We start from the raw sequence: 12,777 nt of genomic DNA, 5'->3' as shown, positions 1-12,777 counted from the left end.
ATCACCTAACAACTATTTTTTTACGGGAAAACCGTATCAATTTTTTAAAAAAAACACGTTTTTAACATAATTTTAACATTTTAGTATCATTTACATCTCTCTCTTTCTTTAGATTTGGAATATAATTATTTAAATCCCTATAGAATGAAAACAAAGAATTATTTAATCGCAGCGGCGATTTTCGGAGGAATGTTATTTACAGCTTATGCAGCGAATTCAATTGAACAAGATGAGCAGCAAACCGCTAAAATTCAAAGAAGTGCGATTCGCGTACCGACGCACGGATAAAAATTTTTAATTATAGTTTTACTATAATTTTACAATTAATATTCTTCAAAAGTGCTCTAGATGGTAAAACATCTTGAGCACTTTTTTTATGTTCATAAATTAAAATATAAAAACACTAAGTTAACTATTATAATAAAGCTTGAATAATTATGTAAGGCATTTCATAAATACCTATATCAAAACCAAGACTAGACTGATTCGGATTAGAAAGAATCATACTACGTTTTACAAAAAAATATGTGCGAGCAGCGATAAACACTAATAAGTTTAACATATTTTTTGGTGTTTTTAAATTATATTCCTTAATATTGTTAAGTTAAAATTTTCGAATTGAATATAATTTATACAATAGACGAGGTTGAACAAGTTGCAAAACAACTTATTAGTTATGCATCTGGTAGAACCCTATTATTTTACGGCGATATGGGTGTTGGTAAAACAACATTAATCAAGGCCATTGTAAAAACTTTAGGTAGTAACGACGATGTTAGCAGTCCTACCTTTTCTATTGTAAATGAATATAAATTGAATGAAGAAAAAATTTTTCATTTTGATTTGTATAGAATTAATGATTTAGAAGAAGCCTATAATTTTGGTATAGAAGATTATTTGGATTCTGATAATTGGATAATTATTGAATGGCCTGATATTATAGAACCAATTTTATCGGGTGATGAATGCGTTATAAAGTTATCAATTCAATCGGAAAATAAACGTCAATTAATAGCAGAATAAACAGTATCAACCCTAACAACTATAGCTAGTAATACGCTATAACAACCAAAAAAGTTCCTAAAAAATAATGTTTTACGGGAAACCCACAGCGGGAATTTTTAAAAACAATGTTTTTAACATAATTTTAACATTTCAGTAGGATTTACAACTCGGTCTTTATTTAGATTTGAATTATAAATTTTAAAACCCCTACAGAATGAAAGCAAAAAATTACTTAATCGCAGTTGCGATTTTCGGAGGAATGTTGTTGACAGCTTATGCAGCTAACACAATTAATCAAGATGAACAACAAACTGCAAAAATTCAAAGAAGTGCAATCAGAGTTCCAACGCACGGATAAACAAAGTTTGATAATAGGAAGTATAGTCGCAACGTTAATTGCAGCTAGCCCCTATTTATTTTACCTATACGAAAGTGTCCCAAATACACCAACTTGGGATACTTTTTTGTTCAGATATGATAGTAGATATTACGGAAGTATGCTTACTGTCGCTTGGACCATAATGGGAAAAGCAATGCCCCTATTTTTACTGTTTATTTGGTTTTTTACTTGTCGCCATTGGTGGTACCACACATTGTTAGTGCCAATTTCGATGTATATTTATCAAATATTCACAACAATAAATGATGATTTAAATTATGTGGATTCAAACCAACTCGTGTATTTGATTCCGATTATGGTTATAATCATTCCCTCCATTTACCTAATAAGAGCACAAATATTTAATAAGGTAAATAACGCAAACAAGTCCCTACAAGATTTAGAGGACGAATTTAAAGTGTCGCCAACAAGTTTTTGGCATAAAGTAAAAGAATATTTCTAATAAGAACTAACTACTCTGTAAACAGTATTTCTTTTATTGAAGCTTTATGAAAGATTTCCTAGTGTTATCAGGAAATAGTATTTAAAAATACATGAAGATCATATAAAAAAGAATCCGCAAAGCCAAATTGGTTTTGCGGATTCTTTTTTTATGAAAGCTTTTAACGTGCTCAAAAATAAATCTCAACATAGGTGAAAGAAGTTGTCTAAATATTTAGGAGGAGCTTTAAAATTGAGTTTATAGTAATAAGTTTTAAGCCAGCTTAAAGAAGTAATACAAAATAGCAATCATCGAATGAAATTTTAGCCTAATTAATTTAGTCTATCACGTTCAATAGACTCTATATCTTTCTTATTTGTTTGTAACCTGAAATTACCAAACTTATAATTAAAACCAAGCGTAAACATTCTGTTTTCAATTCTAGAATTTAATAATATATCCTGATTTAAATACTTTGTGGTTTGTGTGAAATTTTGAGTGTTAAAAATATCTGTAACGCCCATAGTTAAAGACGCTCTATTATTCCAAAACGTTTTACGAAAACTTATATCTAGTCCCGTTCTATTACTAACTTCACTAGGTCCATTCACTAATGGCGAAATATAAGTTAACACTACATCTGCGGTTAATGTTTTATCCTTTAAAAAAGAAAAATAATTTACCATTTGCAAATACACAGACCATTTATCGGTAGTATATAATTGGCTATTGCTTTCTAAAGCAGTAAATCTATTTTCATAATAAAACAATGACGAATATGCATAAACATCCCAGTTAGACATCACGGGGGTAAATGTTGTGAAATCCAATCCATAAGATATACTTCTATCTATATTGGTATCAATATTTTTTAACAATTTAGAATCATTATCTTGAAACGTAATTTGTATTGAAGGATCATTCTCGTTTCTATAATAAAGCTCGAAAGTATATTTTGAATTTAAAGTATAACCTAAAGTAAAACTATCGTCAATTTGCGGTTTTAAATTTGGATCTCCAGTATTATATGAGTTATCACTTAAAAAGAATTTAAAAGGGTTTAACTGGCTATATCTTGGTCTATATATACTTTTATTATAAGTGAAATAAATTTCATTATTTTCGTTTAAAACATTCATAATATGAAACGTCGGGAAGAACTTAATATAATCAGATTTATTAGTTTGATTTTCAGATAGCGAATTCCCTTCAATAGTTGTGTATTCTGTTCTTAATCCTGTTTTTAAACTCCAATTATCCCAATCTTTACTATAACTACCGTAAAGAGCTAGATTAGCTTCATCATATAGAAAAGTGTCAGAATTTGTAAAATCTTGTTCCCTAGTGCCGTTTTCAATCAAAAATCGATCTATAACACTCTCCGAGTTTATAAATGAAGCCTTCCCTCCTGCTTCTAAAAAAGCCGAGTCGCCAATAGGTAACTCATAATCTACCTGCCCAGTGTAAAGCCTAATATCTTGGCTAGATAGCGATTCAAACGCATTGTTTCTAATTAAAGATTTATCAGGAAATAGATATTCTGTATTTACAACTTGGTCACTATCGAAATTAAAATTGGTGTGATGTACGCTAAATGATAATTGTTCTCCATCTTGATTTAATTTATGAACATAATCTAATGTAAATGCGGCATTAGTCGTTTTATCTACAGCAGTATTCATAGTATTAAATGTAGAATCTAATACACCTGTTGCACCATATACTTCCGTTAAAGAATTAATATCAGTCTCAGTTCCCGATTTAGGCAAAAACATTAAATTAGCCGAAAAACTTAAGATGTTATTTTCATTAATAGTATAATCTATGTTACTGTTTATATTTTGGTTTGATGATTTTCGAGTTCTATTATAATCCGTTTCCCAACTAGAAGTAGTTGCATCATTATCGATAAAATTTATAAACTCATCCGTATGTCTAAAATCTCTTCTCGGACTAATATTATAATTAACATAAGCATCTATTTTTTCTCCTTTAAAAAAATGACTTGTTCCAACCGAATATTTTGGAAATTCAAATCCTTGTTTAAAATTACCAAAAACACTTCCGTTATATCCTGAAACCAAATTTTTACTTGTAATAAAATTAAGTACAGCTCCTCCTTCGGCCTCATATTTAGCTGGTGGCGAACTTATTACTTCAATAGATTTAATATTATTAGCAGGCATACTCTCCAAAAGCTGTATAACCTCTGTGGTAGACAAATGCACCTTTCGGTCGTTAATGTAAATAGTTGGGCTTGCATGTTTTACAGAAATACCATCATTATTTACCATAACTCCAGGTGTATGCTTCAAAACATCAAGCATGTTATTATTAGATAATGTAGAATTTTCAACATTAAAAACTAAACGATCCACTAAACGCTTTACTGTTGGCTTTTTGGCAACAATAAGCACACCATCTAGTTCTTGTTCTTCATCTTGTAAAACAACATCGTTAAGAGAAATATTTTTATCAACCTGAACTTCAATAGTTTGGGTTTTATATCCTAAAAAACTAATATTCAAGGTGTACTTTTTACTTTCTAAATTATCTATTTCAAAATCTCCAGTTTCATTAGAAATAGTACCTTTATAATCTGAAATGTTTGTTCCGATAGAAACAACTATGTTAGCAAAAGCAATAGGATTATTTTTTGTATCAACAACTTTTCCCTTTATTTTCAAGCCTTGAGACAGGCCTACGATTGAAAATAAATATATAAATAAAGTAACAATTTTTCGCATCATATATGTAAACTTAATGCAAACTTAAAATAAAAAAACGAATATAATTTGCGGTATGTCCTTACCTCGATTAATTAAAATTCCTACATTTCCACGAAGGTTTATATTTCTTCGTTTTAATTCTATATTTAGATGAATTGAATTACAAATTTTATTTGTAATTTGTTTTTTTTTAATAAAAATATGAATAAAATACTTTCACCTTTTACGAAGCAACAACTTCTACCTCAAGAGGAAACTCTGGAAATATTCAAGAAAAAAGGAGATTTATTTATAGGTATACCAAAAGAGACCGCATACAAAGAAAAACGCGTGTGTTTAACACCAGATGCTGTTTACGCTTTAGTTTGTAACGGTCATCGTGTTTTACTAGAATCTGGTGCCGGAGAAGGCGCCAATTTTAGCGATAAAGATTATAGTGAAGCTGGGGCTGAAATAACAAAAGACACCGAAAAGGTTTTTGCCTGCCCAATGATTTTAAAAGTGGAACCACCAAGTTTAGAACAAATTAAGCTTATAAATCCGCAAACCATAATAATTTCTGCCTTACAGTTAAAAACACAACATAAAAAGTATTTTGAAACTTTAGCAGCTAAACGCATTACAGCATTGGCTTTTGAGTTTATTAGAGATTCTGATAATGCCTATCCTGCGGTAAAATCGTTAAGTGAAATTGCAGGAACAGCTTCTGTACTTATCGCTGCAGAACTATTATCTGACGCCAATACTGGCAACGGACTCATGTTTGGTAATATTAGTGGTGTACCACCCTTAGAAGTTGTTATTTTAGGAGCTGGAACTGTTGGTGAATTTGCAAGTAGAAGCGCCATTGGTTTAGGAGCTAACGTAAAGGTATTTGATAATTCATTAACAAAATTGCGTCGTATTCAAACGCATTTGGGGCGTCCGCTGTATACATCAACTATTCAACCAAAAAACTTAACTAAAGCCTTAAAAAGATGCGATGTGGTTATTGGTGCCGTTCGTGGCACTAATAGAGCTCCTATTGTTGTTACAGAAAACATGGTCCAGCACATGAAAAAAGGTGCTATTATTATTGATGTAAGTATTGATATGGGCGGTTGTTTTGAAACCAGTGAAGTTACATCACACAAACACCCCACTTTTGTAAAACATAACGTTGTTCACTATTGCGTTCCTAATATTCCTGCAAGATATTCTAGAACCGCATCGGTTTCTATTAGTAACATTTTTACGCCATATTTACTAAAAATTGCAGAAGATGGTGGTTTAGAAAATTCGCTGCGTTTTGATCGCGGTTTAAAAAATGGGTTGTATTTTTACCACGGGATTTTAACGAGTAAATCTGTGGGGGAATGGTTTGGATTAGAATACAGCGATATTAATTTGCTTATATTTTAGCCTACTTTCCTTAAATTATTATCAAATTATTTTAAATGAAACTTATTCAGCGTATTGGCTATTATCTTGGCGGATTTTCTATTGGCTTAATTATTTTAGCGTTCTTTTTAAACGGAAAAAAAACATCATGTAGCTATGGCCCAGATGCTCGAGTTTTAAAGAATATCAACTCCAAAACCATTGTATTCAACTCTTTAGTTTTTAGTTATATTGATGATAATGTTATTGATTCTACCGAAATTAGACGTATTCTAAAGAAAGGAGACATCAATTTTTCTGATAGTGACCCTAGAACCAAACCTTGTGGTGTTTATATGGTAGAAGGTGAATTCAACGAAAAAGATGTTATTCTAACCGTTGAAAACTGCGATAGTATTGCAACTATTACCGATTTAAAAATAGAACAGCCTTAATGATAAAACGAACTTTCGATGTTGTTTTTTCTTTGTTTGGCTTAATATTTCTATTGCCTCTTCTACTTCTTTTGGCAATTATTATAAAAATAGATTCAAGAGGACCAGTTTTTTTTGTTCAAGGTCGTGTTGGTAAAAACGATTGTGATTTTAATATTTTCAAGTTTAGAACCATGAAGATACAATCGCAACAAAAAGGCTTGTTAACTTTAGGTAACCATGATTCTCGCGTTACTAAAGTTGGTTATTTTTTAAGGCGTTATAAAATAGACGAATTTCCTCAACTTATTAATATTCTAAAAGGCGACATGAGTTTTGTTGGCCCTAGACCTGAACTTAGATATTATGTTAATTTTTATTCTGAAGATGATATGAAAATTTTTCAGGTACGTCCAGGAATTACCGGTTTAGCCTCTTTAAAATATAGAAATGAAGTAGAGTTATTAAAGGCAGCCGATAATCCTGAAGAATTATTTATAAAAACGATAATTCCTGATAAGCTCAAATTCAATAAAGAATATATCAAAAACCGTAACTTCTTTTTGGATTTAAAATTAATTGGACTCACTATTATAAAAGTAATAGCGAAGTAATTCCTTTTTCAACAAGTTTTGTTCTTCGAAATTATTATCACTAATTTGCATAACAGCAGATAAAATTTAATGGATACAGCAACTCAAAATCAGATTGATCACTTACTAAAAACATCAGGTTTATTTCCTGAAATAGAAAAGCCTTCTAGAACTATTTTAGAGTTTGATTTTAAAAATGAAACTATTCTAATTACTGGTGCTGCTGGTTCTATAGGAAGCGAACTTGCTAGACAAATAAGCCAATATCAATTTAAAAAACTTATTTTAATTGATATTGCTGAATCTCCATTACACGATTTAATTAACGAACCAGAATTTGAAAACAGAACAAACGTTAATTTCTTAATTTTAAATATTACTCAAAAAGAAAGCTTAGAACATCTTTTTTTAACTCTTAAGCCTACTGTTATTTTTCATGCGGCAGCTTATAAACATGTACCGTTAATGGAATTGAATCCTTTTGAATCTATAAAGGTGAACATTTTAGCAACTCAAATACTTGCCGATTTATCTGTTATTAATGGCGTTAAAAAATTCATATACATATCTACAGATAAAGCTGTAAACCCAGTAAGTATAATGGGAATTTCTAAGCGTATTGCTGAAGATTATCTACTTTCATTATCAACTTCTAAATCTACCATATTTATTACCACGCGATTCGGGAATATATTTGGTTCAAACGGATCTGTAGTACCGCTATTTAAAAAACGTATTGAAATAGGAGAGTCTGTTATTATAACGCATAAGGCTATTTCTAGATATTTTATTAATAAAGAAAAAGCTTGTGAACTCATATTGAAAATATCTCAAAATAAGTATCAAGAAAATACTTTGTTAACTTTTAATATGGGTAATTCTATAAAAATTATAGACTTAGTAGAACGTCTTACTTTATTTTGCAATAAAAAACAAGTAGACTTAAAATTCACGACATTACGACCAGGAGAAAAACTTCATGAAGATTTAGTTTCTGAAAATGAAATACTAATGCCTTCAGAACATAAAGATATTTTAATAGTGCAAAAGAAAACACAAAACACATTTCCTGTTAACTACTTAAAGCGTATTTCAGAAATTAAAGCCTTTACCCCTAATAAAGAAGTAAAAGCCATTTTAAATAGTTACTTTAAAAATTAAATCGATTTTCTTCGCTTTTTCTCTTTAGACAATAGCGCTAGTTCACGCCCTGTTTGTCCAGCGACAGAAGTATTTTCCTCTGCACGACGAATTAAATAAGGCATCACATCTTTCACAGGACCAAATGGCATGTATTTAGCTACATTATAACCTTCATTTGCAAGGTTAAAACTAATATGATCACTCATACCATATAACTGGCCGAACCAAACACGAGCATCATTATTGGCAATGCCTTTCTTCCTCATTAAATCCATTAATAAGTAAGAACTGTCTTCATTATGTGTACCAGCAAAAACAGACATGTCGTCTAGGTTTTCTAACATATAATTAAGTGCTGTATTAAAATTTTGATCTGTCGCAGCTTTACTTACGCATATTGGAGACAAATAGCCTTTATCTTCTGCTCTATCATTTTCTTTTTCCATGTAAGCACCGCGAACCAATTTAAAACCTAAATAATAATTTCCAACTTTAGCTTTTGCGTGTTCAGCTTCTAAAAACAACATACGATCATGGCGATACATTTGTAATGTATTGTAAACAATAGGTTTTTCTGTATTGTATTTCGCCATTAATGCTCTTACTAAATCATCGGCGGCATCTTGAATCCAACTTTCTTCTGCATCAATTAACACAGCAACATCATAAGCTTTGGCCTTGGCACAAACACTATCAAACCTTGCTACAACTCTGTCCCACTCTTCTTGCTCCTTTTCTGTTAGAGTATCCCCATTTGATAATTTTTCATATAAATAAAAACGTCCAAATGCAGATGGTTTAAATACAGCAATAGGAATAGCATCAAGGTTTTTAGCGAATTCTATAATTTTTAATAACTTATCCTTAGCGCCATCAAATTCCGTTTCACTTTCTTTTCCTTCAACAGAATAATCTAAAACAGAGCTCACTCCTTTTTCATACATATTATTAATAGAGACAAGGCAGTCATCTTCACTAACCCCACCACAAAAATGATCGAAAACCGTAGAACGAATTAATCCTTCAATAGGCAAATGCGCTTTTAAAGCAAAATTGGTCGCTACAGTTCCAATACGAACCAAAGGTTCTATAGAAATCATCTTAAACAAGAAGTAAGCTCTTTCTAATTCGGAGTCACTTTTCAAGGAAAAAGCGATTTCGGTGTTATTAAATATCAAATTCGTATTCATTTGCCGTTTTTTTTGCAAATATAATTATTGCTAAGTTATCATTTTATATAAAATCTCCTTAATTTCACATTCTTAAAAAGTTTAAATATTTTATGGATTCTATTAGCACAAAAAACTGTACAATACATTTTAATAACACTTGTTATTCTTCACTAAACAAACATCTTAAAGATAATAATTTTTCTAAAATTTTCATACTTGTTGATGAGAATACACATCAATTTTGTTTACCTCTTTTTTTAGAAAAAATGGAAACAACTGCTGTAATTGAAATTATGGAGATAGAATCTGGCGAGATAAACAAAACTATTGACACGTGTGTTGGTGTGTGGAATACCTTATCAGAATTAGACGCCGACCGCAAAAGTTTACTTATAAATATAGGTGGTGGAGTTATTACAGACTTAGGAGGTTTTGTGGCTTGTACCTTTAAACGCGGTATCGCTTACATAAATGTGCCAACAACATTACTTTCTATGGTAGATGCTTCTGTTGGAGGTAAAACCGGTGTAGATTTAGGACATTTAAAAAACCAAGTAGGAGTTATTAGCAATCCTGATTTGGTTTTAATAGATACTAATTATTTAAACACATTGGAAGTAAACCAAATGCGTTCCGGATTAGCAGAAATGTTAAAACATGGTTTAATTACTGGAGATAGTTACTGGAGTAAGTTCGAAGATTTATCTAAACTATCTTTAGATGATTTAGATGGGTTAATTTATGAATCGGTAATTATTAAGAAAAATGTTGTTGAAGAAGATCCTTTTGAAAACGGTTTAAGAAAAACACTAAACTTTGGGCACACACTTGGACATGCTATAGAATCTTATTTTTTAAGTAATCCGAATAAAACAACGTTGCTTCATGGAGAAGCTGTAGTTGTTGGAATGATATTAGCATGCTATATCTCTACAGAACTTACAAATTTCCCTAAAGAGAAAACCTTAAAAATTAAAGAACTCTTCTTAAGTTACTATGGCAAAATCACTATTGAAAAAAGTGAACTTCCAGCCATAATTGAATTACTTAAATACGATAAGAAAAACCATCACGGTAATATTAACTTTGTTTTACTAGAAGATGTTGGCGTTACTAAAATAGACTGCTTAGTTGATGATAGTATAATACTAGATGCTTTTGAATTTTATGCTAATTAATCATTTATAACCAAAGCTTATATCATAAAAAAACGCGTTAAAGTAAATACTTTAACGCGTTTTTTATTTAAATCAATGGATTAATTGATTAGATATTTAAGCTTTTTTTCTGCTAAACCATCCTTTCTTCTCTGGCGCACCGTAGTAACCATATCTTGCTCCGTAACCGAAGTTAGACTGGTCTACATCATTTACTACAAGCATCATACCGTTCAATTTGTTATCAGCATGAATCTCCTTAGTAAAGTTTAAGATCTCTTTTTCAGTATAGCCTGCTCTAGTTACATAGAATGTATGTCCAGCATATTTACTAATTAACAACGTATCGGTTACAAGCATTGATGGAGCTGTATCTACCATAACGTAATCATAATCGGCAGCAACAGTATCAAACAACTCTTCAAGACGATCGCTCATTAATAATTCTGCAGGATTTGGAGGGATAGCACCTGAATACATAACATCTATTTCAATATTATTTATACTGTGACTACTAATTACATCTTTAACTTCAATCGATTTATCCACAATAAACTCAGTAAGACCTTGCCCTTTTAATTCTGAATTATTTTCAATATTTTTTATTTTGGTAAACACTTGTGGATTCCTAATATCCGCACCAATCAATAGCACCTTCTTATTCGTATTAGCCAATGTTAGTGCCATATTCATACTAAAAAAAGACTTACCTTCTCCATTAATAGTTGAAGTTACGAAAATTACATTTTTGTAATTTTTTACTTCTCGACCTCTAATAATGAAATCGAAATTTGTTCTTATAATTCTAAAGGATTCAGACAATACAGAACGATCATTACGTTCTACTAAGTCTTTATCGCTTTTTGACAATCTTGGAACTTCACCTAATATTGAGATGTTTTTAATTTCTCTCTGAAGATCTTCTCTGTTATGAATTTTTGTATCCAATAAATCTTTAGTATAAATCACTCCAAACGGAATTAAAAAGCCTAGAAAAAAAGCACCTATATACAGTATTTTTCCATCCATATTTACATCTCCAAAAGAATAAGCATCATCAATAATCTTTAAATTAGGAGTTGTTGCTGTTAATGTAATAGCTGCCTCTTCGCGCTTCTCTAATAAAAACAAATAAATTTGTTCTTTAATCCCTTGCTTTCTTTCGATTGAGCGTAATTTGCTTTCTTGCCCAGGAACTGCATAGATTTTTGAACTTAAGCGTGTCGATTGATTTTGAAGACTATTGATTTGAATACCTAAAGACTGTTTTGAGTTCTTTATACTACTACTTAAATTTTGTTTGATACCTCTTAATGTTTCATTTAACTCTAAAACAATAGGGTTTCGCTCTCCCGCACTTTTTAATTTATTATCTCGCTCTCTTAATAATTCATTATACTTAGACGACAATGTGCTTATAGAAGCGTCTCCTAATCCTAAATTAGACGGAATCGGAGAAAAAGAACTATTATCACCTAAAGACTCTGTCATATAATTAAGTTTTCGGAGTTCTGTTTTAGCTCCATCTATTTGTTGTTCATTCTGAGTACCAGAAGCCAAGAGCTGTCCTGCCTCAGAAGCTACATCAGTAATTTTGTTAACAGTTTTATATCTTACAATATTATTATCGACATTAACCAAATCATATGTTATAGAATCAATCCTTTTTTCGATAAACTTTACCGTATTTTCTGAGCGAATATTTTTCTTTTCTAGTGTGATTACATTATAAGTTTCTATTACTGTGTTTATAACATCCTTTGCTTTTTGCAGTACATTATCCTCATAATATATCGATAAAACCTTAGAGGATTTAGCTATTGGAGATACAAAAACAGTACTATTTAACAAGGTAGCGATCTCCATTACAGGACTAATCTGAACTCTAATTGTAGTAGTATATACTCCTTGATAGTCTTCTCTAGGTATTAAAACCATACTACCATATTCTGTTGATATATTCTTACCAAAGGTCATTTTTTGAGGAATATCCTCCTCTAACACCCTGAAGTTAAATTCTGTATCCGAGATAATATCTATATAAAAACTATAAGAGATATTATCAGCGATAGAGTCTGATAATATAAAATTCACATTAAAAGGATTTGTTTTATACAGCTCGTATTCGTTAACTCTACCTGAGGCAAAATATTGCGTATTAAGTTTTAACTTTTTCACAATATCCTTCATAAAGGTCCTAGAAGTCATAACCTCTATTTCGTCTTCAATAGCAGCCTCTTCATTTTCCGAAAAAAGCGATAACTCTTTTAAGGCATTAGCTCCTCCCGTGCCGTCATTATCACTTAAAAGCATAATTTTAGCAGTTGCCCCATATTTAGGTATGGTAATCTTAATTTGAAAATA

Annotated in this window: 12 protein-coding genes; 9 read left to right on the top strand and 3 right to left on the bottom strand. The window is 30.8% G+C overall.

What is annotated here, in order from left to right; translation table 11 throughout:
• Positions 1-144: 144 nt before the first annotated feature.
• The 4 genes from DFQ06_RS19345 (at position 145) to DFQ06_RS02700 (ending at position 1,847) form a co-directional block, all read left to right on the top strand.
• Positions 145-288, top strand: a complete 144-nt coding sequence (locus tag DFQ06_RS19345) for a hypothetical protein (protein ID WP_162857622.1) — start codon at positions 145-147, stop codon at positions 286-288.
• 330 nt (positions 289-618) lie between these two features.
• Positions 619-1,023, top strand: coding sequence for a tRNA (adenosine(37)-N6)-threonylcarbamoyltransferase complex ATPase subunit type 1 TsaE (gene tsaE, locus DFQ06_RS02705; protein WP_133965877.1), 405 nt, complete (start codon positions 619-621; stop codon positions 1,021-1,023).
• 196 nt (positions 1,024-1,219) lie between these two features.
• Positions 1,220-1,363 (top strand): hypothetical protein, encoded by a 144-nt coding sequence (locus DFQ06_RS19340; protein ID WP_162857623.1) that lies wholly within the window; start codon positions 1,220-1,222, stop codon positions 1,361-1,363.
• Positions 1,364-1,370: 7 nt separating this feature from the next.
• Positions 1,371-1,847, top strand: a complete 477-nt coding sequence (locus DFQ06_RS02700) for a hypothetical protein (RefSeq protein WP_235833468.1) — start codon at positions 1,371-1,373, stop codon at positions 1,845-1,847.
• A gap of 311 nt (positions 1,848-2,158) precedes the next feature.
• Here DFQ06_RS02700 and DFQ06_RS02695 read toward each other — a convergent pair whose 3' ends face one another.
• Complete coding sequence (locus DFQ06_RS02695; protein WP_133965875.1) at positions 2,159-4,576, bottom strand: outer membrane beta-barrel family protein; 2,418 nt, start codon at positions 4,574-4,576, stop codon at positions 2,159-2,161.
• A 180-nt stretch (positions 4,577-4,756) separates the two neighbouring features.
• Here DFQ06_RS02695 and DFQ06_RS02690 point away from each other — a divergent pair, with 180 nt between their 5' ends.
• From DFQ06_RS02690 to DFQ06_RS02675, 4 genes are all read left to right on the top strand, one after another.
• Positions 4,757-5,956 (top strand): alanine dehydrogenase, encoded by a 1,200-nt coding sequence (locus DFQ06_RS02690; protein ID WP_042506886.1) that lies wholly within the window; start codon positions 4,757-4,759, stop codon positions 5,954-5,956.
• A 35-nt stretch (positions 5,957-5,991) separates the two neighbouring features.
• Entirely contained in the window at positions 5,992-6,369 is a 378-nt protein-coding gene (locus DFQ06_RS02685; RefSeq protein ID WP_133965874.1) for a DUF4258 domain-containing protein, read from the top strand.
• Positions 6,369-6,962 (top strand): sugar transferase, encoded by a 594-nt coding sequence (locus tag DFQ06_RS02680; protein ID WP_133965873.1) that lies wholly within the window; start codon positions 6,369-6,371, stop codon positions 6,960-6,962. Before DFQ06_RS02685 ends, DFQ06_RS02680 begins: the two co-directional genes overlap by 1 nt.
• Before the next feature lie 69 nt (positions 6,963-7,031).
• Positions 7,032-8,102: a polysaccharide biosynthesis protein gene (locus DFQ06_RS02675; protein WP_133965871.1), complete on the top strand. Its 1,071-nt coding sequence runs from the start codon at positions 7,032-7,034 to the stop codon at positions 8,100-8,102.
• On the opposite strand, the gene DFQ06_RS02670 is transcribed toward DFQ06_RS02675, so the two are convergent.
• Positions 8,099-9,274: a proline dehydrogenase family protein gene (locus tag DFQ06_RS02670; RefSeq protein ID WP_074935984.1), complete on the bottom strand. Its 1,176-nt coding sequence runs from the start codon at positions 9,272-9,274 to the stop codon at positions 8,099-8,101. The genes DFQ06_RS02675 and DFQ06_RS02670 overlap by 4 nt on opposite strands.
• Before the next feature lie 92 nt (positions 9,275-9,366).
• Between DFQ06_RS02670 and aroB the strand changes: the two genes are divergently transcribed.
• Entirely contained in the window at positions 9,367-10,434 is a 1,068-nt protein-coding gene (gene aroB, locus DFQ06_RS02665; RefSeq protein WP_074935986.1) for a 3-dehydroquinate synthase, read from the top strand.
• Positions 10,435-10,530: 96 nt separating this feature from the next.
• Here aroB and DFQ06_RS02660 read toward each other — a convergent pair whose 3' ends face one another.
• Positions 10,531-12,726, bottom strand: coding sequence for a GumC family protein (locus tag DFQ06_RS02660; protein ID WP_159140042.1), 2,196 nt, complete (start codon positions 12,724-12,726; stop codon positions 10,531-10,533).
• Positions 12,727-12,777: the final 51 nt, after the last annotated feature.

The sequence above is a fragment of the Algibacter lectus genome (genome assembly GCF_004368925.1).
GTDB lineage: Bacteria > Bacteroidota > Bacteroidia > Flavobacteriales > Flavobacteriaceae > Algibacter > Algibacter lectus.
The sequence above is the reverse complement of the archived record's forward strand: the minus strand, read 5'-3'. Positions and strand labels throughout refer to the sequence as shown.

Excerpts from the sequence above, each read along its gene's own strand:
- DFQ06_RS19345 (WP_162857622.1), top strand. The coding sequence starts at position 145 with ATGAAAACAAAGAATTATTTAATCGCAGCGGCGATTTTCGGAGGAATG.
- DFQ06_RS02660 (WP_159140042.1), bottom strand. The coding sequence starts at position 12,726 with ATGCTTTTAAGTGATAATGACGGCACGGGAGGAGCTAATGCCTTAAAA.
- DFQ06_RS02670 (WP_074935984.1), bottom strand. The coding sequence starts at position 9,274 with ATGAATACGAATTTGATATTTAATAACACCGAAATCGCTTTTTCCTTG.
- DFQ06_RS02685 (WP_133965874.1), top strand. The coding sequence starts at position 5,992 with ATGAAACTTATTCAGCGTATTGGCTATTATCTTGGCGGATTTTCTATT.
- DFQ06_RS02675 (WP_133965871.1), top strand. The coding sequence starts at position 7,032 with ATGGATACAGCAACTCAAAATCAGATTGATCACTTACTAAAAACATCA.
- DFQ06_RS19340 (WP_162857623.1), top strand. The coding sequence starts at position 1,220 with ATGAAAGCAAAAAATTACTTAATCGCAGTTGCGATTTTCGGAGGAATG.
- DFQ06_RS02680 (WP_133965873.1), top strand. The coding sequence starts at position 6,369 with ATGATAAAACGAACTTTCGATGTTGTTTTTTCTTTGTTTGGCTTAATA.
- DFQ06_RS02690 (WP_042506886.1), top strand. The coding sequence starts at position 4,757 with ATGAATAAAATACTTTCACCTTTTACGAAGCAACAACTTCTACCTCAA.
- aroB (WP_074935986.1), top strand. The coding sequence starts at position 9,367 with ATGGATTCTATTAGCACAAAAAACTGTACAATACATTTTAATAACACT.
- DFQ06_RS02695 (WP_133965875.1), bottom strand. The coding sequence starts at position 4,576 with ATGATGCGAAAAATTGTTACTTTATTTATATATTTATTTTCAATCGTA.